This window comes from Psychrobacter sp. S1-30-MNA-CIBAN-0213, from assembly GCF_040309845.1.
GTDB lineage: Bacteria > Pseudomonadota > Gammaproteobacteria > Pseudomonadales > Moraxellaceae > Psychrobacter.
This window is the reverse complement of sequence record NZ_JBEOPE010000009.1, coordinates 94,914-119,830: the sequence shown is the minus strand read 5'-3', so window position 1 is coordinate 119,830 and position 24,917 is coordinate 94,914. Positions and strand designations below refer to the sequence as shown.

At 40.8% G+C, this 24,917-nt stretch carries 20 protein-coding genes; 16 read left to right on the top strand and 4 right to left on the bottom strand.

The window, feature by feature from the left end:
- Positions 1–243 precede the first annotated feature (243 nt).
- Both AAEY87_RS10030 and AAEY87_RS10025 read right to left on the bottom strand, forming a co-directional pair.
- Positions 244–624: a carboxymuconolactone decarboxylase family protein gene (locus tag AAEY87_RS10030; protein WP_350657071.1), complete on the bottom strand. Its 381-nt coding sequence runs from the start codon at positions 622–624 to the stop codon at positions 244–246.
- Between the two features lie 9 nt (positions 625–633).
- Positions 634–1,290: a GntR family transcriptional regulator gene (locus tag AAEY87_RS10025; RefSeq protein WP_350657070.1), complete on the bottom strand. Its 657-nt coding sequence runs from the start codon at positions 1,288–1,290 to the stop codon at positions 634–636.
- Positions 1,291–1,420: 130 nt separating this feature from the next.
- Here AAEY87_RS10025 and AAEY87_RS10020 point away from each other — a divergent pair, with 130 nt between their 5' ends.
- The 8 genes from AAEY87_RS10020 (at position 1,421) to AAEY87_RS09985 (ending at position 10,198) form a co-directional block, all read left to right on the top strand.
- Positions 1,421–2,023 (top strand): amino acid synthesis family protein, encoded by a 603-nt coding sequence (locus AAEY87_RS10020; protein ID WP_350657069.1) that lies wholly within the window; start codon positions 1,421–1,423, stop codon positions 2,021–2,023.
- 13 nt (positions 2,024–2,036) lie between these two features.
- Positions 2,037–2,879: an alpha/beta fold hydrolase gene (locus AAEY87_RS10015; RefSeq protein ID WP_350657068.1), complete on the top strand. Its 843-nt coding sequence runs from the start codon at positions 2,037–2,039 to the stop codon at positions 2,877–2,879.
- A gap of 36 nt (positions 2,880–2,915) precedes the next feature.
- Positions 2,916–3,827 carry a flavin reductase gene (locus AAEY87_RS10010; RefSeq protein ID WP_350657067.1) on the top strand — a complete coding sequence of 304 codons (912 nt, stop codon included), beginning with the start codon at positions 2,916–2,918 and terminating at the stop codon, positions 3,825–3,827.
- Between the two features lie 65 nt (positions 3,828–3,892).
- Positions 3,893–4,930: an LLM class flavin-dependent oxidoreductase gene (locus AAEY87_RS10005; protein ID WP_350657066.1), complete on the top strand. Its 1,038-nt coding sequence runs from the start codon at positions 3,893–3,895 to the stop codon at positions 4,928–4,930.
- A 66-nt stretch (positions 4,931–4,996) separates the two neighbouring features.
- The gene (locus AAEY87_RS10000) at positions 4,997–6,484 is read left to right on the top strand and encodes an aldehyde dehydrogenase (RefSeq protein WP_350657065.1); all 1,488 of its coding nucleotides are present in this window, start codon (positions 4,997–4,999) and stop codon (positions 6,482–6,484) included.
- 58 nt (positions 6,485–6,542) lie between these two features.
- Complete coding sequence (locus tag AAEY87_RS09995; protein WP_350657064.1) at positions 6,543–8,279, top strand: BCCT family transporter; 1,737 nt, start codon at positions 6,543–6,545, stop codon at positions 8,277–8,279.
- 370 nt (positions 8,280–8,649) lie between these two features.
- The gene (locus AAEY87_RS09990; protein ID WP_350657062.1) at positions 8,650–9,405 is read left to right on the top strand and encodes a YidX family protein; all 756 of its coding nucleotides are present in this window, start codon (positions 8,650–8,652) and stop codon (positions 9,403–9,405) included.
- 184 nt (positions 9,406–9,589) lie between these two features.
- A complete protein-coding gene (locus AAEY87_RS09985) occupies positions 9,590–10,198 on the top strand; it encodes a DedA family protein (protein ID WP_350657061.1) in 609 nt (202 codons plus the stop codon).
- A gap of 174 nt (positions 10,199–10,372) precedes the next feature.
- Here the strand turns inward: AAEY87_RS09985 and AAEY87_RS09980 are convergent, their stop codons facing one another.
- Positions 10,373–11,425, bottom strand: coding sequence for a TRAP transporter substrate-binding protein (locus AAEY87_RS09980; RefSeq protein WP_350657060.1), 1,053 nt, complete (start codon positions 11,423–11,425; stop codon positions 10,373–10,375).
- 472 nt (positions 11,426–11,897) lie between these two features.
- Between AAEY87_RS09980 and AAEY87_RS09975 the strand changes: the two genes are divergently transcribed.
- From AAEY87_RS09975 to AAEY87_RS09965, 3 genes are all read left to right on the top strand, one after another.
- Entirely contained in the window at positions 11,898–13,061 is a 1,164-nt protein-coding gene (locus AAEY87_RS09975; RefSeq protein ID WP_350657059.1) for an iron-containing alcohol dehydrogenase, read from the top strand.
- Positions 13,062–13,136: 75 nt separating this feature from the next.
- On the top strand, positions 13,137–14,036 hold the full coding sequence (locus tag AAEY87_RS09970) for an SMP-30/gluconolactonase/LRE family protein (protein WP_350657058.1): 900 nt from the start codon (positions 13,137–13,139) through the stop codon (positions 14,034–14,036).
- Between the two features lie 362 nt (positions 14,037–14,398).
- The gene (locus AAEY87_RS09965) at positions 14,399–15,706 is read left to right on the top strand and encodes a lytic murein transglycosylase (protein WP_350657057.1); all 1,308 of its coding nucleotides are present in this window, start codon (positions 14,399–14,401) and stop codon (positions 15,704–15,706) included.
- 663 nt (positions 15,707–16,369) lie between these two features.
- Here the strand turns inward: AAEY87_RS09965 and AAEY87_RS09960 are convergent.
- Positions 16,370–16,615 carry a hypothetical protein gene (locus AAEY87_RS09960; protein ID WP_082785684.1) on the bottom strand — a complete coding sequence of 82 codons (246 nt, stop codon included), beginning with the start codon at positions 16,613–16,615 and terminating at the stop codon, positions 16,370–16,372.
- 528 nt (positions 16,616–17,143) lie between these two features.
- On the opposite strand from AAEY87_RS09960, the gene dinB reads away from it, so the two are divergent.
- The 5 genes from dinB (at position 17,144) to AAEY87_RS09935 (ending at position 24,892) form a co-directional block, all read left to right on the top strand.
- The gene (gene dinB / locus AAEY87_RS09955; RefSeq protein ID WP_350657056.1) at positions 17,144–18,229 is read left to right on the top strand and encodes a DNA polymerase IV; all 1,086 of its coding nucleotides are present in this window, start codon (positions 17,144–17,146) and stop codon (positions 18,227–18,229) included.
- 243 nt (positions 18,230–18,472) lie between these two features.
- Entirely contained in the window at positions 18,473–19,630 is a 1,158-nt protein-coding gene (queA, locus tag AAEY87_RS09950; RefSeq protein ID WP_350657055.1) for a tRNA preQ1(34) S-adenosylmethionine ribosyltransferase-isomerase QueA, read from the top strand.
- Between the two features lie 161 nt (positions 19,631–19,791).
- Positions 19,792–21,672, top strand: coding sequence for a type IV pilus assembly protein FimV (locus AAEY87_RS09945; protein WP_350657054.1), 1,881 nt, complete (start codon positions 19,792–19,794; stop codon positions 21,670–21,672).
- A 58-nt stretch (positions 21,673–21,730) separates the two neighbouring features.
- Positions 21,731–23,446 carry a motility hub landmark protein FimV gene (locus tag AAEY87_RS09940; protein ID WP_350657053.1) on the top strand — a complete coding sequence of 572 codons (1,716 nt, stop codon included), beginning with the start codon at positions 21,731–21,733 and terminating at the stop codon, positions 23,444–23,446.
- A 339-nt stretch (positions 23,447–23,785) separates the two neighbouring features.
- On the top strand, positions 23,786–24,892 hold the full coding sequence (locus tag AAEY87_RS09935) for an asparaginase (protein WP_350657052.1): 1,107 nt from the start codon (positions 23,786–23,788) through the stop codon (positions 24,890–24,892).
- Positions 24,893–24,917 lie beyond the last annotated feature (25 nt).

Sequence of the window (24,917 nt, the reverse complement as noted above, 5' to 3'; positions counted from 1 at the left end):
TTCAGTTGGTTAGAATACCGGCCTGTCACGCCGGGGGTCGCGGGTTCGAGTCCCGTCCGCTGCGCCATATTTAAAACTTAGTTTTAATACAAAAGTTTCAACCTCAAGTATTCGTTTACTTGAGGTTTTTTTGTGTCTGGTGTTTTTATTTTCTAAAATTTTCGTAGTTGGTTTAAAGTAGTTGCACTATCACTAGAGTCTTCTAAATCAACTACATATCATTATAGTTTTTCTTCATAAAACCTATAACAACTCTCGTTCCGTCAATACTTTACGCGCAATACGGAAACACTCTACACCTTGTGGTACACCGCAATATATTGCGATAGCATGAATGGCAGCTCGGATTTCTTCCACAGAGCAGCCATTATTGATTGCTCCATTCAGATGCAATTCCCATTCATGCATTTTTCCTAAAGCTGCAATCATGGTTAGATTCATTAAAGAACGAGTCTTAACATCGATAGCCGCGTCGCCCCAACCAAAGCCCCAACACCATTCAGTCATGGCTTCTTGGAATGGTCGGTTAAAATCATCGGCAGCCGCTAAATTTTTCTCCACATACTCACCGCCCAAGGTTGCCTTACGCTGGGTGAGGCCTAATTCAAAACGTTGTTTATCCATTACAGTTCCTTAATCCTGTTTGTTAAGAAGCAAGCCCATACGGCATGCCTCATCAATATGTTTTTGGCAGGCTTTAACTGCTGCTTTACTATCAGCATTAGCAATACCATCAATAATTTCTTGCAAATTATCAGGGCCTTTATTCGCTCGCTCTGGTGTAGACAAAGTCATAAACCGTAAACGACCAATACGACCATTTAACCTATCTGTTAATTCCCATGCCACTGTCATACCTGCAGTAACGAATAGGTACTCATAAAATAAACGTGAGTGTTCTAAGGCGCAAGCAACGTCTCCAGCATGAAGTTCAGCTCTAATTTTAGTCAAACCATTCTGCAAAGTACGTACTATTTCAGGGGTAACTTGTTCGGCACAGTGGCGCACAGCTTCACTTTCAAGCATTGCACGTAGTTGATAGATCTGGCGAATTTCATCGCTTTCCAACACAGTTACTGAAGGCCCGCCCAAGGAAACGGTAACTAAATGCTCGCTTTCTAAGTGCCTGATACATTCACGTACTACAGTCCGGCTTACGCCTAATTGTTCACCAATTGTACGTTCTACTAATCTTTCACCTGGCGCAAGCTGGCCTATCATAATTGCCATTCGTAATTGTTCTAATGCCGTTTCTTTTAACGTTTTTGGCTTCTCTACTCTTTCTAACATAGGGTTTCTACTCTATCAAAGATAAAGAGATTATAACGACTATCAAAAAAAAAGATAGCATTCTTTGTCATATCATATTATGGTATACCATATTACAGAATATATTAAATAGCCTAAAAAGGAATCTATAATGTTAAAACCAGAAATCAGAAAAATCGTTACTTTCGAAGAAGAAACTTTTATTGAAGGGTTTAAAGCTACTGACACACCGTTACGACTGTTTGCTGTTGCTGCGGTGATTACCAATCCATGGGCAGGACGCTATGTCGAAGACTTAAAACCTGAAATCCAAGCCTTTGGTCCTATTTTGGGTAAGTTGATGACCGATAAGATAATCGCCTTAGCTGGCGGGGCAGACAAAATACAGGCTTACGGCAAGGCTGCTGTAGTCGGGTTAAACGGCGAAATAGAACATGCCTCAGGTTTAATTCATACGTTGCGTTTTGGTAATTTTTATCGTGAAGCCTTATCTGCGAGTAGTTATTTATCATTTACTAATATACGTGGTACAGCAAACTCCCCCATCATGGTACCGCTGATGGATAAAGACGATGTAGGTCGACGTTCACATTATTTGACTATCCAATTTGCTATCCCAGATGCGCCTCGTGATGATGAAGTAGTGATTGTCTTAGGAGGAGCAACTGGTGGCCGTCCACATCACCGTATTGGTGACCGCTACCAAGACTTAAAAGATCTAGGTCGCGATTTAGACAACCCAGCAGCCGTATAAGGAGCAATCATTGATGAAGTGGTCACGTAAAACCTCTGATGGAATCGCTTATCATTACAATAGTAATGATAATGCTAGTGACAGCGTTAATGGAAAAGGCACCCCTATCGTTTTTATTCATGGTGTAGGTTTGAGAGCAGAAAGCTGGAACCAGCAATTATCTGCATTTACAGAGCGCTATCGCTGTTATGCGATTGATATGCCAGGACATGGGGAGAGTGAGTTACTACCTAACCCCTCGTTGACGTTGCAAGACTTTGCTGACGTGTTAAAAACATTCATTGATAACGTTATTGGCGAGCCAGCAATCATCGTTGGACATTCATTAGGAGCAATGACAGCGTTACAGACTGCAGTATCTTACCCTCAAGTGGTACGCGGTGTTGCTGCATTTAATGCCATCTATGAACGTCCAGATGAAGCTGCTCAAGATGTACAAGCTCGGGCTGAATCACTGCTAAACAACCTTGACCAAAATGTCACTGACCAACCGATTGCTCGATGGTTTGATGACGACCCTCAATACCGCTCGGATGCAGAGTTATGCCGAACATGGTTGGATAATGGCAGTCGCTTAGGATATGCGCGCGCTTATCAGATGTTTGCCCATTTACGTGGTATTGCAGCAGCTGATTTGAAATCTATTACTGTGCCTACGTTATTTCTAACAGGCGAATTGGACATTAATTCTAAGCCCGAAATGTCATTAGCGATGGCAGAACTATTACCCAATGGTCACGCGGTTATCGTATCTGGAGCCCGCCATATGACCCAAATGACCCATGCTAATGACGCTAACGCAGCGTTGGCGACGTTCTTTACTCAATGCGAATCGCACAATATGACGCTTGCTTAATTTAAAAGCACGTCTAACTTAAAACAAGAGGTACTCATGAAGCAACTTGACTCTAAAGCCTTACGCAATGCTTTTGGCAGCTATATGACTGGCGTTACTGTGATAACCGCTATGACTGATGATGGTAAACCTGTCGGCTTTACTGCGAACTCATTTACCTCGGTATCACTTGAGCCACCACTATTATTAGTGTGCCCAGCAAAATCTCTATCCAGTTTTGATGTATTTGCCAACTGCGAAAACTTTGCCGTCAACATTTTAAGCGAAGACCAGCAGAACATCTCAAATATTTTTGCGGGCTCAAAAGACGACCGTTTTAGTCAAATTGATTGGCATACAGATGAACAAGGTAATCCAATCATCGATGGTGCCTTAACACATTTTTCTTGCAAAACGGAGCGCAATCTTGAAGCAGGTGATCATCATCTTTTGGTTGGCCAAGTACTAGGTTTTTCAGCTCGTGAAGGACGTGGCTTGGGTTATGCTTCTGGTGGTTATTTTAGCTTAGGACTAGAACGCGAAGCAGCAGAAATTAGTACCCAACAAAAACAAGTCAGTGTGGGTGTGATTATCGAACACAATGGAAAAGTGTTATTGAGCCAAAGTGACGGCAAGGTCAACCTACCCAACACTATTACCGACGAAAATACTAATGCTGTCAGTACTATTAAGCAGTTTTTAGTAGAGAAAGGTATTGAAGCTCAGCTAGGTGCAGTCTTCTCAATTTATGAAAATACAAAAAACAATAACAACTATATCTTTTACCGAGCCTTTGCAGAATCGGCAGACACCAAAGGACTGGGGGAATATGTCGCTATTGATAGTCTTGCAGAACAAAATTTTGCGACCCCAGCCATGGCTACCATGATGAATCGCTATGCCACCGAAAGCAAAAATGGCTTTTATGGTGTATATGTTGGAAAAGAAGAGTTTGGTAAGGTTCATTAAACTTTACATTTATCGTAAACACTACAGCAAAAGACAAATTAAAAAACGAGCAAAGGAGTTGCGTTATGAGATTTTCATTATTTTTACACATGGAACGAATTGATGAATCACAAAGCTATCGGCAGCTATATAACGATTTCATTGAGCTGGCAAAAATGGCGGACCAAGGCGGAATGCACGCCATTTGGACTGGTGAACATCATGGTATGGATTTCACCATTGCCCCCAATCCGTTCTTAAACTTAGTAGATTTAGCACACCATACCAAAAATGTGCGACTAGGTACCGGGACAATAATTGCACCATTTTGGCATCCCATTAAATTAGCTGGTGAAGCGGCGATGACTGACATTCTCACCAAAGGACGATTGGACTTAGGTATAGCTCGCGGGGCTTACAGCTTTGAGTATGAGCGATTAATGCCAGGTATGGATGCAATGGAGGCTGGCGGCCGCATGCGCGAGCTTGTTCCAGCGGTTCAGCAACTGTGGAAAGGTGATTATGCCCACAATGGTAAATATTCGCAATTTCCGGCTACCACATCAGCTCCAAAACCTATACAAGAAGGTGGCATACCTATGTGGATTGCTGCTCGCGACCCCAACAGCCATAACTTCGCTATTCAACATAACTGCAACGTGCAAGTCACACCTTTATGGATGGGTATTGAAGAAATTGAAACTCTAATGCAGCGATTTAAAGATGCCAAAAACGAGTACGGGCAAAATAAAGACCCGAAAATCATGCTCTTACAACATGCCTATGTAGGCAGTGATGCCTATGACGTTGCTGAAGCTGCAAAATCCATTAGCCGCTTTTATTGCTATTTTGGCTTATGGTTCAAAAATGAGCGTCCAGTCACTCAAGGGTTAATTAAACCCCTTAGTGATGAAGAAATGGCAAAGATGGAGATGTACGCTCCTGAAAAAATGCTAGAGAACATGCCCATAGGAACGCCTGATCAGGTCATTGAAAAACTCAAACATTACGAAGCTTTGGGCTATGACGAATTTTCATTTTGGATTGACTCTAGTATGACTTATGAGCAAAAACGAGACTCGTTACGCCGATTCATTGATGAAGTCATGCCAGCATTTTCATAGGCTCATTAAGACTCATCATCTATCTATAGATGAGCAGATAGTTCAATAAAAATTTGGAGAATAACGATGACCAAACCCCATTATCAACTATATATAAACGGTGAATGGTGCGAAGGCAGTAGTGACCAACGCATGGACAGTCTAAACCCTGCAACGGGCGAAGCATGGGCAACCTTCGCTTGTGCTGACTCAAGTGATGTCGAACGCGCCGTCAGGGGTGCAAAGGCGGCTTTAAATAATCCTGAGTGGGCGAAAATGACAGCAACACAGCGAGGTAAGCTAATATACCGTCTCGCTGAGCTGGTTGAGCAAAACGCTGAAAAACTTGGAGAAATAGAAACTACCGATAGCGGAAAACTGGCACATGAGACTGTGGCCCAAACACGTTATGTTGGCGATTATTATCGTTACTTTGCAGGACTTGCCGATAAGATTGAAGGAGCAACTCTACCGATTGATAAGCCTGACATGCATGTCTTTACTCGCCGCGAACCGATCGGTGTCGTCGCGGCTGTCGTGCCTTGGAACGCACAGATGTTTTTGACAGCAACGAAGCTAGGACCTGCACTAGCAGCAGGTTGTACTGTCATTCTAAAAGCTTCAGAAATAGCACCTTGTCCTATGTTTGCCTTTGCCAAATTAGTAGAACAAGCAGGCTTTCCTAAAGGGGTGATATCGATCATCACCGGTGATGCTGAAAACTGCGCTATTCCATTAACCAGTCATCCCGATATCGACAAAATCGCCTTTACTGGTGGGCCTGATGCCGCACGTCATGTGGTTAGAAATTCGGCTAATAGCTTTGCAGTTACAAGCTTAGAGCTGGGCGGAAAATCACCGATTATTGTCTTTGATGATGCCGACTTAGAAAGTGCGGCTAATGGCCTCATTGCGGGTAACTTTGGCGCTTCTGGACAGTCTTGTGTGGCAGGATCTCGTGGCTTCATCCAGCGCTCTATTTTGCCTGAAATCATCAAACGCGTAGAAGCAAAAGCGAAAAATATTGTCATCGGCAACCCTCTTAATTCTGCTACTCACGTAGGTCCTTTATGCACTAAGGCTCAAGTAGATCGTATTAAAGATACTCTAGAAAAAGCAGTTACCCAAGGCGCTACCATTCGTTTTGGCGGTCACCCTCCTACAGACTCTGCTTTGGCAGGAGGCAATTATTTCAGTCCTACCCTAGTGGAATGCCCTCATACTGATATTGAAACGCAAACCGTTGAGATGTTTGGACCTGTGATGTCCTTGGTTGCTTTTGACACTGAAGAAGAAGCCATTGCTATGGCAAATGACAGCGTCTATGGCTTAGGATCCGGCGTATTCACCCAAAATTTGGCCCGCGCGCACCGTGTCTCGCAACAGATTCGTTCAGGTATTTGCTGGGTTAATACCTACCGAGCTATCTCCCCTATGGCCCCGTTTGGTGGTTACAATCAATCAGGTTACGGGCGTGAGGCCGGTAGCGAATCCGTACTTCAATATACTCGCACAAAAACGACATGGATTAATATTTCGGCGGAGCCGATGGCTAATCCTTTTATCATGAGATAGTTAGTTGTAAGGCTATTAATCAATGTAGTTCACTGCATTAAGTTTTAAGGAAAAAACTATGCCTATCCGACCTCCCATAAAAGAGTTAAATATAAAAACTCACGATAAAGGCTTTTATAAGGGTTTTAATCGCATTGTCACCATCACATCAAAAGTTTTGGTGACTTTAGTCGTTATTTGGATTTTAAGCGATATCGAACGCTCCGGTGCTATCCTCGATGTCATGAAAAACTGGTCGTATACTAACCTCAATAGTTACTACACCTATTCCGTAGCATTCTATATTTTCGTCTGTTTAACCGTTATTTTATGGCCCTCGTTTGGTCGTACTAAGCTTGGCTCTGACCCCAATGGAAAACCAGAGTTTTCAAACTTTTCATGGTTTTCTATGATTTTTGGGGCAGGTATCGGTATAGGCGTACTAACCTATAGTGCCGCTGAACCTATTTGGCATCTGGCAAACAATCCAGATACCATTATGGCAAAAGAAGTCATTTTATCTGCACTAAGTGCTAACGGCCTCAAACTGCCTGAAGGCGCTGATGTATTCGCTTTTTATCAAGACCAAGTGGCTGCTAGTACATTAAGTGCTATTGATGGTGTCGTGATACCTAAAACCGAATCTGCTTTAGACGCCGCCTTTCGCTACTCCTTTCTCCATTGGGGCATTAGTGCTTGGGCAACCTATTGTCTAGTTGGTATCTGTTTGGCTTTCTTCTGCTACGCTCGTGGATTACCACTGACTATGCGTTCGGCACTAACCCCTTTATTTGGTAAGCATTTAGAGGGACCGTTAGGACATTTAATTGATATCTCTGCAGTGATTGCGACCATATTTGGTATTGCTCAAACTATTGGTATAGGCTTGAGCTCTTTCGCATCTGGTCTATATAGCATTACTGGTATCGCCTGGTTAGTGACTAACTCTGTTAATCCGGAGCCGACCACAGGAGCACTATTGTTATCGCTATTTGTAGTAATGTGTCTGTCGATCACTTCTGCTTTATCGGGTGTAGGACGTGGGATAAAATGGCTAAGTAATATCAATATGGTGTTGTCATTCTTACTCTTAGGATTTTTCTTGATTTTTGGGGCAACGATGTTTGCCTTGGAGATGTTAGGCAAAGGTATTTTTACTTATGTGGTGCACTTACCTGCGATGGTGTTTACCGTTTGGGACCCGAACACCGAACTAGGTGCTTGGCAGACAAGTTGGTCTATTTTTTATTGGGCGTGGTGGATTGCCTTTGCTCCATTTGTCGGTATGTTCTTAGCTCGTATTTCCAAAAATCGTACCATTCGTGAATTTGGGTTAATTGGTATTATAGCGCCTAGCCTCACGTTATTTGTCTGGTTCTCCTTAATTGGTGGCACAGGCATTGATCTAGAATTAAGTAGTATTGCTGGTGGCAAAATATTTGAGTCAGGATTGACTGCTCAACTGTTTGAAATAATTGGCTTTATGTTAGAGCCAGCAATGGCGACTATGTTATCAACTATGGTCGTTGTGCTGTTGCTAACTTACTTAGTGACTTCTGCAGATTCTGCGTTATTAGTCGTTAATATGGTTAATGCTGCGGGTAAAGTGGAAGTCGAAAATGGCTCAAAACATATTATTGTTTGGGGAGTGGCATTAACTTCCGTCATCGCTGCATTATTACTTGCTGGAGGATTGAATGCTATTACCTCTGCTATGATTATTGCAGCAATACCATTCTCATTTATCATTATTCTGATGGCTATTAGCTTATTAAAAGCATTAATTTTAGATAGTATAAGATCAAAAGAACCTTAATCTGTAGAATGTTAAAAGAACGTCAATATGTTTAAGCAAGTTTCAACCTCAAGTATTAATTTGCTTGAGGTTTTTTTGTGTCTATTGATTTATATAATCATAAATGATAATACAATAAAAAAACGATATAGCAAATAACACTGTTTTATGAGAAATATACTAACGTGTCACTCAACTAATAAGATTCACTGCGTTTAAACCCTTATTCATATTTTTATCAGCTGAGATTATTAGTGGATATACCTCGACTAAATAATGTAGGATAACAGTATCAAATACATAGCAAATGTTTAGTAATGTTCTCTAGCCTTATATGAATTTAAGGGTTAGATAAACCTTATTAAAAAACTTTGGACAAGGACGCTCTATCATGACTCAACTTAACAATACTAAAAACATTTATGGTAACTTAAAAGTAAGCAGTATCAAGTCATTAGTAGTAGGCGCATCTATTGCTGCATTACTCGCCAGCTCAGGCTGTGCGACAAGCTCACTATTAGAAAGTGATAGTCGTGTTACCACGAAGACTGTCAAACAGGTGTTATCTCAAGATCAAATCATTGCCTTTGGTCGGCCAGCGATTACGTTACCTAATATGCCAGCCAGTAGTATGGTTATTGTCGGTGAAAAAAACAGCTACGTCCTGAGTCAAGGCGGTAGAGAGATGGTGACCTTACTGACTAACTTAACGCCAAAAAACATCCAAGTCGAAAACGATATGGCCTTTAATGTGCCCAATAATGATGGCTATTTCCAAGGTGATATGAAGCTGTCTTATGCTAAGTTAAAAGATGAATTCAATCGCTCTGATTATCAGTTTTTTCTACAAAATGGTGGTCAAGACTGCACTTCAGCTAGCGACCAACGTATCAATGCCCAACGCTTCTGCTTTACAGTACCTGTTAAAGGGGCAATCTATCCACAAGTGACCAATCTAAGCATGATTCAGTCAAAATATCAGGCATTGACCAAACCATATACGGTAACTTTTTATAGTCAGTCACAGCAAAGTGAGGTTACGCGCAGTGGAAAAAGTGGCGCAGAAAAGCTTATTTTACTGCCTTTTGCCGTTGCATTTGACGTGATTACCTTTCCGGTTCAGCTGCTTGAAAGTGTTGCAAATTAGCAAAATATTATTGCAGGTTAAAAACTTGTATTAGAATTGAAAAAGCACCCATCGATGGGTGCTTTTTTATTGTATTTTTTTCCCCTACCCATTTTTATGTTCAATAGCATTGTTTTGTGAAGTGCAGGCGAGTAGTATTTGTTATAAACCCTACTCTTCAGCAATTATTCAATGAGCGGTCATAATGAATCAAATTAGCGAGTGGATACTGGCTATCATGGCAAAGTTTGGTTACCTTGGTATTATATTTGCTATGTTCGCCGAAAACGTTTTTCCGCCTATACCTTCTGAAGTTATTATGCCAGCCGCAGGTTTTGCCGCATCAAGAGGTGATTTGAATTTAATATTAGTCATATTAGCGGGAACGTTTGGTGCAATGCTAGGTGCATTGCCGTTATATTATTTAGGGAGCTTATTCGATAAAGAACGCTTAATGACACTAACAGAGAAATACAGCAAATATGTGTTTGTAAAGCCTGAGGATATATCAGCTACGAATGATTGGTTTGATAACCACGGTAAAAAAGCAGTATTTTTTGGAAGAATGGTACCCGGTATTCGCTCGTTTATCTCGATTCCCGCCGGCATGAATAAAATGCCGCTATTATCTTTTTTAGCCTTAACTGCATTAGGGTCTAGCATCTGGACAACTGTATTAACGCTTGCGGGTTATTATTTTGGTGAAAACTATCAGGTGGTTGAAACTACGCTAGCACCTTACTCCAAGATTTTTGGCGCATTGGCTTTAATTATTATCGTTGGTTGGTTTATAAAACGGCGACTATCTGATTAAATTCCTGAGTCCTATGGTTAATTTTGATATGTATGCAATCAATTCTAGAAAAACAAATAATACCCCTGCAGGATTGGATAAAAAAATGATTATGTATTACCTAGTTATTTTGAATAGCAGCTCACCCCATTTATGATTTTCAAACAAAAATGGGAGAAGCATGCGTTATGATTATTAGACTTTACAAGCGATGCTGGCAGCTTTGGCTTTTTCATAAACACCATCAGCATCCAAGCCTAAGGCATTGACATCATCAAGATACTTCTGTGTGCCCTTTTCAAGAGGCCCTTTCCAGTCTGGATCGTTGAGTGGATCTAGAATATCAATAACTTCATCACCTTTATCTCGAGCTGCTTGTAATTGTACTGAATAAGTCTTATCCCACATCGCACCTACTTTCTTGCTAAGTGCCATACCTGAGTTGTCATCAATAACTTGTTTCAAATCTTCTGGCAAGCCTTCATATTTATCTTTATTCATAGTTACCATTAACGCGGAACTATAGAATGGCATATTAGTATGATATTTCGTCAGCTCATCAAGCTTAAAAGTTGCCATAGCTTCCCATGGAAAGCTCAATCCATCAACGACACCGCGCTGTAGAGAAGTATATATATCATTAGCAGGTAGTCCTACAGGAGAAGCACCCATACTTTCAATAATGTCACCCGCCACTGCTGAAGGCCTACGAATGCGCATACCTCTCATATCTTCAGGCGTTTTTATTAATTTATTCGTGCTATGTAAAGTCCCAGGTCCTGTCGCAAACATGAACAATAAGTGCGAGTCCTCGTATTCACTAGCAATAGTACCATTGTCATAAAGCGTCTGTAACATACAGCCTGTCTGCGTAGACGAATTAGACAAACCTGGAAGCTCTGCGATTTGAGACAGTGGGAATCGACCGCTGGTATAACCTTGTACTTGGGAGCCGATGTCAATCGTTCCTTTTACTGCAGACTCATAAGCGGTATCTGCTTTACTAATCGTTGCTGAAGGATAGACTTCGACCTTGAGACGTCCGTTAGAATCTGCTTCGATTTTTTTGGCCCATGGTTCAAATATCTGCTCGTTGATATCGGAGGTCGATGGATAAAAGTGTGAAAAACGTAGAATGGTAGTTTCCTGAGATGAGGCCGCGTCACTACTGCTATCAGACTGGTTAGAACAACCAAGTAGGCTGACAGCTGCAAGCGCCGTTATAGATAATAGAGGGGCAAGTTTCACTATTAATTCCTTTTGATAGTGATTGAAAATAAGAGGTTGTTTTCTTGATTGGCTAGATAGTTGCGAGCTTGTCGATTCAGATTTTTTGCAGCATATATGCTATTCATTGATAAATAAGCTTCTATAGAATTCAGAAGAATTATCACTAATGCTAAATTAAAAAGCTATTTAAAATGGAAAACACTATTTGAAATTAGCAGCTATAATGATAGCTGTCAAATCATTTTATGACGTGTTTATACAGGTATTATTAATAATCATATACTCAGTAAGCTCATTCTTATTACAAACTTTACGCATTAAAAATAATGATAAAAGTCTGATACATTAGATAAGTAGCACCATAAAATCTTATTATAAGTTCATACTAGAAAACTTATAAGTAAGGAACTTATGTATACAGAACCATGAATACTACATTACAATTAGTGCTGCTTTATATATGGACGTACCTCTACACAAGGAAGAACACATGACAGGGATTGAGTTTTATACCAATGGTCATATCATTAGCGAAGCTGACAGTATGCGCCAAAAGCTCGGCGCGTTGGCCAAGCAGTACTATGCAACATCGGCTATTATCGTTACGGATGCTGGCATCACTCAGCTAGGCTATGTCGATATTGCTCAGCAATCGTTGCAAGAAGCTGGCATACAAGTAGTTGTCTTCGATGCCGTTGTAGCCGACCCGCCTGTTCAAGTCGTCAATGACGCTATCAAAATTGCTAGAGACAACAAGTGTAATCTGGTTATTGGTTTAGGTGGTGGAAGCTCTATCGATACTGCAAAAATTGTCGCTTTATATCCAAACGACTTTGAATCGGTAAACGATATTTTGGATAAAGATGTTAGTGGTTTTAACAAGCTACCTCTGTTTGCGATACCGACCACCGCTGGTACTGGTGCAGAATCCACCTTTGTATCAGTCATCACGGCAAAAGATGGCAGCAAGAAAGCGATTTATACCCCAAAAATCCTACCCGATGTTGCCATTTTAGATGCGACGCTGACCCTTAAGCTACCTCGCCACATTACTGCTGCAACAGCACTTGATGCCATGGTGCATTGTGTTGAAGCTTATACCAGCCGTACGAAAAAAAACCCCATCTCAGACGCATTAGCGCTTAAAGGCTTGCAGATGCTCTGGAGTAATTTCGAAAAAGTATTAAATCAAGGCGATGATATCGATGCCCGGGCCGATATGCTACTAGGCTCCACGCTGGCTGGTATTGCTTTCGTCAATTCTTCCGTAGCCGCTGTACATGGACTCTCCTACCCACTTAGTATCAACTTTCATATTCCACATGGACATGCCAATGCTCTTGTCATGTGCGGCGTCTTTACCTTTAACTTATCAGCAGCAGCACCTCTGTATGCAGAGCTGGCTCGTGCCGTCATGCCTGCTCAAATATCTGGTATGAATGATTTCGACGCGGCCAGCCAGTTCATAAATCAATTGCGAGGTTTTTTAGAGATGAGCGGCCTTAAATACCGTTTGAGTGAATTAGATATTACAGACCAAGATATCCCTGCTTTAGCGGACATAGTGACGAATACTTATGCCAGACTGATTGCAACCAATCCTAAGGATATGACGTTAGATGAAGTTACAACGATATATAAGGAGATACTCTAAAAGAAAAACTGTCATTATTTAAAATAATTGTACTGATTTATCAAGGAAGATAACCACTAATCAAGGGAAATAATTATGTCGGAATATGAGTTAGACGTTGTCGTTGATGACTTTCATTATTTAGAAGGCCCTCGCTGGTATAAAAACGCTTTATGGTTCGTCGATTTTTATACGCAAGGGGTTTACCGCGTTAATGAGCAAGGCGTGGCAGAAAAAATCGTCCATATTGAACAGCAACCTTCTGGTTTAGGTTGGTTGCCTGACGGTCGTATGCTGGTAGTATCGATGAAAGACCGTAAAGTCTTACGCTTAGAAGACAATGGCGAATTAGTCGTGCACGCTGACATTTGGGAGCATTGCGGTGGACATGCTAACGATATGGTGGTCGCCCCCAATGGCAATGCTTACGTCGGTAATTTTGGCTTTGACTTGATGGGTGGCGCTGATCATGAACATGCAGGACTGGTACTAGTTAGACCGGATGGTAGCTCACAAGTCGTTGCAGAAGGGCTGTCTTTTCCCAATGGCATGGTGATATCAGCTGATGAAAAGACCTTAATCGTCAACGAGCTATTTGGCAATAAAATCTCACAATTCGATATCAATGCAGATGGGACACTTGGCGAAAAACGTGACTTTGCAAGCTTTGGCGAATTGGGTGATGAACCAAACCTTGGTGTGCGCATAGGAAACGCCAAAATTCTACCAGATGGCCTTGCATTAGATAGCGAGGGCGCTGTTTGGATTGCAGATACTTTGAACCAGCGTGCTATGCGTATTAGCGAGGGCGGTGAAATCTTAGAAACTGTAGATACTGCACCTGATGGCATTTTTGCTGTTGCCCTTGGTGGACAAGATGGCAAAACACTATTTATGTGTGCTGCACCTGACTGGGATGAGGCATCACGTAAAGCTGAGACCAAAGGTCGTATGCTATCTACGCAAGTCAAAGTTGGTCATGCTGGTACGCGATAATATCGAATAAATTTTATCTAGAAATGTAAGAATCATAGTATCTCTTAGCTTTTGACAATCCTTATGTACCACAAATGCAGCGACGTAATGGCGCTGCATTTCTACGTCTATCCTTTAACAAACCTAATGCCATACTTAAAAATAAAACTAGCCTGATAGTATTTTGTTTCTAATTAACTGTTTTTAAATCAGTAATAACCGTATTTATACCATCGACTTTATCATTATTTATTGCTACAGTAATTTTTCGTTGTTGGTTCATAACAGCACTTAGCACAGATACTTTATGACCTCAAACTTGTTTTAAATTTGACCTATTTTTCTACTACTGTTTTAGTACTTACTGATATTCGAGACCTTTTATGATGTTAAAAAAGCAATATGCTATCCTACTGCCTATATTAGTAGCAGCTGGTTGTGCCACTCAGCCGACAATGCAGCAATCGAGCAAACCTGTGCGTCAGGGCAACGTTGAGGTGACTCAGACTCAAACTATCAAAGTAAAACCTGCCCCTGTCATTATTCAACAACAGACTGTCATCACGCCCAAACCTAGCTATCGCAGTTTTTCAGATTGGAAGTCGGACTTCTCCATGCGTGCTATGTCTGCCGGATATAGCTCATCCGATGTCCAGCGCTTACTTAGCTCGGCTTACTTAAACGAGCAAGTTATTTCACTTGATTCAGGTCAGCCTGAGTTTTCTAAAATGCCATGGGAGTATGCAGACTCTGCGGCGTCAGATGCTCGTATCGCAACTGGTAAACGTAAATTTGCAGAGCAGCGCTCGTATTTATCAAGTTTAGAATCCCAATATGGTGTTGATGCAGAGATAATTGCCGCAATTTGGGGTATGGAATCATCTTACGGAGCGGTCACTGGCAACAGCTATCTACCAAGCGCACTTGCAAGTCTTGCCTATGATGGGCGCCGCCAAGAGTTTGCTGAAACTCAATTACTGTCACTCATGCAGCTATTACAACGTGGCGATGTATCTTGGTCTCAGCTTGAAGGCTCTTGGGCAGGTGGTATGGGACAGACGCAGTTCATCCCTGATACTTGGGTAAAACATGGTGTCGATGGCGACAGTAATGGTCATCGCAATCCGTGGTCAACAGCCGACGCGTTGGCATCAACTGCCAACTATCTAAGCAACTCAGGCTGGGTACGTGGGCTAGCGCCATTCTACGAAGTAACCTTGCCAGCATCTTTTGATTACTCTACGGTCAGCACCAAGCAGCCCGCTGCTAGATGGGCAGCCCTTGGTCTTGATACCATTGATGATGTAAATTTAGATGCCAATACGCAGATGGAGCTTTGGCTACCTGCTGGCAAAGATGGCCCAGCGCTACTGCTTAGCCCTAACTTTGATGTAATAAAAGTCTATAACAACTCATCAAACTATGCATTGGGCGTCAGCTTATTAGGTAATGCAATCGTTGGAAAAAGTGGTCTACGCAAGTCATGGCCGCGTTATGAGCGTCCGCTATCGACCTCACAAGTGACCCGTTTGCAACAGCGCTTAACCAGTGCAGGCTACGATACCAAAGGCACTGATGGGATTATCGGTACCAATACTCGTAAAGCATTTCAGAGCTGGCAGGCTAACAATGGACAAACGCCAGATGGCTTTATCAGTCAAAGTAGCGCCTCATCATTGACTAGCTGGTGAAGTTATGGCTTGTATATTTTATCTTTGATATATATCTGATAACTATATGTCTGATACAGATATACCTGTTGCCTATACTAAATTGAATAAAGCTCAACGAAGTAACAGTTTTCTATATTGAATGATTAATATGAAAAATTAGTATAAGCAAAGATAGTTTGTCTAAAAAGAAAGATAGTTAAAGAAGAAAGGGGCAGCGCACATTAATTGTCGCTTGCCCCTTTTTTTAAAATATTTACACCAGTAGCTGCTAGAATTATGAGAAAGTTATTTTATAATAATATATTAGGAATCTCCCCCACAAATACTAGTCTAACTCTGTTATTACTTCCTAGTAATCCAAAAAACATGTTCAGAATAATACTATCTCTAAATTTTCGTATATGAAAGATAGTATATTTATTTTCGCTAAATAAAAATACCTGTAAAAACAGGTTGATTAGAAAATATTTTACGCAAACAAATTCAATTATACGATGATATATAAATATTACTGGTTACGGAAATAAGTTAATAATAGAAACTATAAATATGGAGGCATTTATTCTATTTACTAAATAACCTCATCTATTTCTTAATTAAAGCAAAGAAATCATCAGTACCAACTCATACCCTTAATAATCATCTCAGTTATATCTCCTTAGCTCAATGGCTACTAAATATTTATAACCCTGCATCTTCTTGTGTAAGCGCAACTATCTTAATAGGTACAGCGTAAGTCCATGGTGCGCCGCTTGTACAAATAAACTTACCATTTTCAAAGTACATAATACGGGCTGTAAAGTCGTTGTTTTCGTGATCCGTAATAGCACGCTCATCACTTTCGTCATCGACCGCACACCATATATTTTGGTGGCCATTTTTCAGCATTGCTCGGGTTAGGTCGCTACCTTTTAACTGATTATTCATTTTAAACTCCTCAGTCATTAGTTATATTGAAAGTTTAGAATATTTAGTACATCATAGTATTTTAAAGATTCTATCTTTCGTACTTTTAGTTAAAAAAAGATGTCTATACAACCATCATATGCTAAAAAATCTAGACGGTAACATCTACAGATTAATTAAATGGTTTTCATATTTTCTTTAGATAAACTAAATACGTAAAATTAGTAAGTGCTTATCCAAAAGATATGAATTAGATTAATCATTACTTAACTTAACAAACTAATAGTGCTGTCGGCTACCACTTATTTTTTTATTGTCATAAGTGGTACGAATGTACTCTTAAGTGGTAAAAAAAATAAAGCAAATGCTGATTTTACATCCCAATAAAAATTATAAGCGTTAATGAATGGTGATATATTCAAAATCAGGTTTATACATCCAAAATACTTGATATATAAGCTAATACTATATTTTTATAAGTTTGATACTCTCCCCACATCTAGCAAGTATTGCTCAAAAATATCCGTAAACTCAGGTAAAATAGAGCTTATGACAGCTTTTACCTCACCTGCCACTCGTAAGATTATTCATCTCGATATGGATGCCTTTTATGCCAGCGTTGAACAACGGGATTTTCCACAATATCGTGGTAAGCCTTTGGTCGTTGGTGGAGATCCTAGTGGACGTGGCGTAGTAGCCGCTGCCAGCTATGAGGTACGTCAGTTTGGAGTGCGCTCTGCGATGTCCTGTTATGAGGCACGCAAACGTTGTCCAGATGTAATATTCGTACGACCGCGTTTTGATGTATATCGTGCTGTCAGCATCCAGATTCGTACTATTATGTATAGCTTAACACCGCGTGTTGAGCCGCTATCTTTAGATGAAGCTTATCTCGATGTTACGGGTCTACAAGTGCATAAAGGTTCAGCGACATTGATGGCTAACTGGTTGAGGGCACAGATACTAGAGCAAACAGGGCTAACAGCGTCAGCAGGCGTTTCGTTCAATAAGATGTTGGCAAAGATTGCCTCTGATATCAATAAACCTAACGGTACCGCCATTATCACACCCGATGACGCAGAAGCGTTTATTAGTACGCTACCTATAGAGCGCTTTCATGGAATTGGTAAGGCAACAGCCAAACGCTTACACGCAATGGGCGTAAGTAATGGAGCTGATCTTCGGCAGGTACCCGCAGCATCACTAGTTAATGAGTTCGGCAAGCGCGGGCAGTTCTATCATGATATTGCCCACGGTCGTGATGAGCGACCAGTGAAATCTGAGCGTCAGCATAAATCGGTCGGCTCAGAAACTACCTTTAGGGATAACTTGAGTGATAACGAACAATTACGCGTACAAATTTATGAGCAAAACGCTGATGCATTCAGACAAATGAACAATAAGCAGCTTATTGCTTATACCATTACACTCAAGATAAAATATGCTGACTTTACGCAAATAACGCGTTCATATACCTTATCTACTGTTTTTATAAATGCAGAGTCTGCACATTATTGGTTAGATAAGCTGTTCTTAGATATACCGCGTACACTGCCTATCAGACTTGTAGGTGTAACCTATTCATCTTTAATGCCTGCAACCCAGATCCTGCCGCAGCTTAATCTATTCGATTAAGACTTATGATTCGTTTCTATTAATTCGTTTCTGTATTTGAACTTTAATGCAAAGCAGTAATCAATATAAGATTGCTTAGGCTATTTTTATAGTAGGCATAATAGTTAAAAGCCATTAGGAATTTTTCACGCTATTATCCCGTTTCTGCTAAACTTATGCCAAAATTTTTAACTGCCTTCATCATGCATTATGAGTAACTTCAGTTTTAAAACTGCCAATCCTAATATAGACAACGATACCAATATGAATGATATTAAACACGACGATGCCCCACTGACTTATCTAAGCGTTGCTGATTATGATTATGAGCTACCTGACGAGTTAATCGCCCGCTATCCCTTGGCCCAACGCTCAGACTCTAAGCTGCTTTATCTGCCAGCTATAGATCACAAAGAACAACCAAGTCAGCCTCAAGACCACTTGTTTACGGCATTGCCATCCTTGTTCAGTGCCGGTGATCTTATTGTCTTTAATGATACTAAGGTAATGAAAGCGCGACTATTCGGTAAAAAAGACACTGGAGGGCGCGTTGAAGTACTGATTGAGCGTTTGGTAGATAGCTCAGGATTAAAAGACAATGTTGATATAGACAATGAAACATTAGCCATGTATTCAAACATCGCATTAGGTCATGTTAAAGCTAGTAAAGCGCCAAAGCTTGGACAACGCTTATGGCTAGCTGACGAGCGTATGAGCTGTGAGATGATTGGTCGTCAAGACAACTTATTTATCTTAGCCTTCGATGCCCCTGTTTTGCCTGATTTAGAGCTTTATGGTGAGTTGCCAATACCACCCTATTTTGAGCGCCATGCCGATGCGACTGACAATACTCGTTATCAAACGATATTTCATGATCCAGCCAAACTTGCCAGCGTAGCTGCTCCTACAGCCAGTCTACATTTTGATGAAACTGTGCTGTCAGCTTTGGCTAATAAAGGTATTAATACAGCCTTTGTCACTTTGCATGTTGGTGCTGGCACATTTGCGCCAGTTAAGACAGAAAACCTGCTCAATCATACTATGCACAGCGAATATGCACACCTGCCACAAGCGACCGCAGATTTGATTAATCAAACCCATGCAAAGGGTAATAAGGTTATCGCTGTTGGCACGACTGTTGCACGTGTTCTAGAGACCGCTTATCAAAAAACGGCAAATAATGGCCAATCTGTTGCCACTTGGTCAGGAGATACGGACATATTTATATATCCTGGTTTTAAATTTGGCGTTATTGATCGCTTGATAACCAATTTCCATTTACCCAAATCTACCTTACTAATGCTGGTATCCGCATTTGCAGGTAAAGCAGCTATTGAACAGGCTTATCAACACGCAATTAGCCATCAGTACCGCTTTTTTAGTTATGGGGATGCCATGTTGTTGGATAAAAAAGCACTTTAATAAATTTAAGTCTCACTCATCGCTTGGTGATGTTGGTAATGAACACTACGAAATAAATGGTAAACTGAACATTATTTTGCTAAAAACACGGATAGCTATTACACCATTATAAAGAGTACTGTTATTAGTTATTCTCATAAGACACTATAAAAGGGCTGCGCATGTCTTGGCATTTACCTCATCGATTGACCAATATTCATCACGCGGTGTCAATAGCACTACTTTGTTCTGTGAGCTCTGTAGTGTTGCTACCTGTTGCACAAGCAGCCACTATGGGTAAAACAATTATTACCTCTGCGCAGCACGAACCTTTGACTGCAAGTATTACAGTAACTGACATTAATGCTAAGGATTTTGCCGCCAGTCTTGCAAGTCCTGTCGTTTATCAACAGATGGGGCTAACCCCAACAGCATCAATGGCAGTAAGGTTTGTAGCAACTTCTGCCACTACTGGTCAACTGCTTATTAATACCTCACAACCGGTATCAATGCCATTTGCAGATGTAGTACTGGCAATAAATGACAATGGTCAGCGCAATGTAGTACCTAAGACTTTACTTATGCCACTTGGTAACAATGTTCCGATTAAGCAGCCTAATCGAGTTATGTCAGGTACAAAAAAACCGAATCTACCAGTAGTGTCAAACTCTAACTCCAAACCGTTAACTGTTAGACGCGGCGCACCGCCACCGCTATTTACGTCACCGAGTATGCAAGCATCGGTATCGACGCCATCATTGCCAGAAACCAATTCGCTTCAAACATCTAACGTTAAGACGTTACCAGTTATGAGTGCTGTCAATGTACCAACCTTACCAGGGTCTCAAACTTCAAACACAGCGATTGCAAACGCCAATGTTTCGCAGGTGACGAAAGCAACAGACTTCTCTAACAATAGCTTAAATGGCAATAGCTCAAACAGTAGCAGTACTTTGAGAGATACGAACTTAATAGCAAATAATAGTAACGTTGGAAAAGCAGATAAAATAGATCATTTGAACATGAATAACTTAGAAGACGCTGCTGCTCCCAATATTAGTTCGACCACCAATAATAACAATGGACAAAAAAATAGTGCGCTAGGCAATAGTGTGCCGGCAGCTGATGCTATTGGCGCTACCGGCAATACAAATACACAGGTCAATATTCTAAATATTCAAGTGACTCGGCAAATCCAGCTAAAAGAAGACGTTAGCAATAATAAAGCAAGTCAACCAATACCATTTGCAAGCAATATTGAAGCTAAAAGCACGCCATCCAAAGCTTCGCTGCCCTCCTCTGCCAATACTACATCAAACGATAACCATAATGATAATGATAATGCTGGTATGACAGTCGCAGCTCCGATGTCAGGTAATACAAGCACAGCAACGACGAGTTATACTGTACAACGTAATGACAACCTTTGGATCATCTCTCAACAGATTGCACAGCAAAACAACCTCGATGTACCAACTGTCATGAAACAAATTAAAGCGCAAAATCCTGACGCTTTTATTGCACAAGATGCTGACTTACTAAAGGCAAATGCTGAGCTTAGTCTGCCCAGCTACGACACGATGCCTTCACAGCAGAGTCTACAAACTGCCATTGTAGCTCAAAGACAATATTATCTGCAGACTAACCCATCTACAACGAAGAAAACTCATGAGAAAAAACCAACAGCAGTAGAATCTGCTAGCAACGCAAAAGCCATAGCCTCTAAGAGAACACCGTCAGAATCAAAAACAGTATCTGAACGTTCGGATAAGCCCTCTCAAGTTGCTACCAAAACTTTACCAAAGGCACGTTTTTCTGTTGTTGCACCTGGTCGCGACGGTAGTGCCGATGGCACTCAAACTAAAGCTGCTGCTGAAACTGGCAATGGATTAAGCACTGATATTCTGGCGACACTCAAATCGGCGCGTCAGCATACCGCTGAGCAAGCTAAACGAGTAGCAGCGACCAATAATACCCTTGGTAGCTATGCTAAAAAATTACAACTACAAAACCAAAAACTGGCTGAGCTTGAAGCTCGACTCAAAAAATTACGCAATCAATAATTGCCTAGCTGCCCAGCATCAATTGCTGTAAACAGTGCTCGTAGGCTTGGGAGTATTTATGGATAGTATGCTATATATCATTATAGGTCTGGTGGTCGTTTTATTGGTAGCGGTACTCGTGCTACGCAAAAATAAGACTCAAAAATCGACTACTCAGAACTCGAAAGAAACTGATAAAGATTTAGCTGCTCACGCATCAACGTCAAAACTAAAAACAGCATCTACAGGCTCTAATCAAAACTCTGCTCAGCAAAATGCTACTAAATTTGATCCTTTAGCTGTTGCCCAACGTTTTATGGATCAGCAGCGTTATGATAAAGCGATTGAAAGTATAGAACGAGGATTAATAGAAAAACCTCAAGACTCTAAATTATTACTCAAGCTGCTAAACATCTACGCTATCACTAATCAACATGACGATTTCACTAAAACATATAACGTTATCAAGTTGTCTGATGATACGACAGCTATAAATGATGCAGATCAACTTAAAGCGTTATTAGATCAAGAGCAAACACAAAACAAACCAGTAGAACCTCAAGCTGGTGAAGCTGGCAATGAAGCGGCGTTTGAAAGTCTTGATTTTGACTTGTCTACGCCACAGACAGTTACAGATATCAAGCCTGCTTCGAGTACAGACCGTCTTGAAGCACTCAGTGAGCCTGTAGTGTTACAACAAGAGACTTTTGATGATAACTCTAATTCTGAAGATAGTTTTGATCTCACATTGGATGATTTAGCAACAGAAAATGTAGAAGTTAACAACTTAGAATCTACAACTAGCGACGATAATGATTTTGACATAACTAAAGAGACAAACGACGCAAAAACGCCCGCAGAACCTATTACTATTGATGATGTTAGTAAAAATAAGAATATAAACGTCGATGACGATTTTATGCTTGATTTCGATTTAATGTCAGATGATAGCAACATATCAGAATTAAACTTTGTTGATGATGTGCAAGCACAAGATAGTCAGTCACAACATATCAGCTCAGATGATGATTTTGTTTTAGAACTTGATGACTTGGTTGAAGAGACAAACAGTACTGATTTTTTAGAGAATAGCGCTCAAACTAATAGCGAAGATTTTGCACTACTTTTAGAAAGTGAAGATAGCCCATTGGCTGAGAACAGTACGCTTAGTATGGATACGCTGGACATTCAAGAAAGTACTAGCGACAATGCCATTGTACTTGATAACGATAACGTACTAGAGAACGATGTTGAAGATACGTTGGCACAACTTGACACAACGACTGTCAAAGATGAGTTTTCTATTAGCGATGACACACAACCTGCAGCAGTCAATGAAGTGTCGGAAATAGACATTGATACAACTACACTTTTCTTAGATGATGAAGTCTCTACTACTGAAACTTTGAAGAATGAAACACATGATGACAAAGTACTCAATAATCAAAGCATAGAAGATAGTTTAGCAATAGATGACGAGTTTGATTTTGATTCAGTCGTAAACTCACCGTCTGTTAGCATGCCAGTAGAGAGTGAAAACAATGTAAGCCTTGTTGATGACAATGCAAATATCCATACACTTGTATCTCAAGAGATTGATTTTGCAGCTCAATTTGCCACAGACTTTGATTTTGTAAATACCTTGGACAGTAATCAAGTAACACTGGATTTAGCTGGTCAGTATTTACAGCTGGGTGAGTACGATAGTGCCAAACGCTTACTTAACGAAGTCATTACTCAAGGTAACAGTGAACAGCAGAATCAAGCACAAGAGATGCTGGCGCGTACAGCTTAAGATATAGCTAGGGCCAGTAGAATAGCACTAATTTTAGCTTTATAATTCATTCATATTAATAGGGCTACAGTACTGCTGGAATGAATTTTTGAAGTCTCTGTATTACTTCGCACATAGCAAGCAAGTAAAATTTATACCAGCCCGAGACCATCCCAGCATGACATTGTCATAGGTGTGCTCTTTTTATTTTGAATTGACTATACTATCAATCTCTTGAACCATTATATTGTTCATCACCAAGCATCTTATGAAAATAGGATGCTTGTTTCTATTTTACGGTTTATCATTTATATTACCCCTACTGTTATTCTTATTACTTAACCTTAATGCGGTAATCTCATGCCATCATCTTCAACCTTATCAAATCGATCATCTAATACTATTCAGCTTATTTACGCTGGTGGTACTTTTGGTAGTTATGGGCGCCCATTAGCTCCTTTAGATGCCAATATCTTCTTGCCTGCTTTACAAGAGCTACTTACTGAGCACAATCAAACAAATCAGTTGCCAGAAGTCTCGTGGTTAGATAATAAGCTGATTAAAGACAGTAGCCAGCTAACCTCAAACGACTTTGTGCATTTCTATGAGCTGTTATTAGATGCCTATGCACAAGGTCAACGTCAGTTTGTACTAATCACAGGTACAGATACTTTAAGTTATCTTGGCGCGTTTCTAGCGGAGGCATTTGCAGGCACGGATATGTGTTTGGTGGTCACTGGTAGTATGCGCCCATTGTTAGATAGCGATGTATTACCGACCTATACGGTAGATGCAAATAGTGATGCATGGAATAATCTCAGCGAGTCTTTACGTCTAGCTGCTGCTGGAGAGTCTGGCGTTAAGATAAGCTTTGGCGGTGAGTCATGGCCCGCACAAACAGTACAAAAAATTCATAGTCATGATTTTATGGCTTTTACCGGTCATACTCGTGCTGGCTACCCAAATAACAGTTATATAAAGCAGCTACCAGACACGCGCCGTCAACATTGGCTTGATGACCAAATAGCTGTTAAGAATGATATTCAAACCCGTGCAGAACAAGCGAATATCCATGCGATATATTGTCTGCCTAATATTCCTGATATCTTGAGTACGCAGCTAGAAGCGCTATTGACCCAGCCACCATGCGGGATAATATTATTAGGTTTCGGCGCTGGCAATGTTCCTCACTCCAAAGATTTAGCCGAAGCATTGCAACGTTCGTACGAGCATGGTCATATGGTGGTATGCGCTAGCCAATGTCCATTTGGCGGGGTCAGCGACAGTTATGCTGCGGGTAGTTGGCAATATGATTACCATGTCATTGCTGGTGGGCGCTTAACCATTCCTGCTATCTATGCGCGATTGTTATGGCTATTGCTACGCTATGACACACCTGCACGAAGAAGACAACGCTGGACATATACTGTCAATCAGTCAGGAACAGCAATAAGAAAAAATCGTTGAACAATATTACCAAGTAAAACGACAA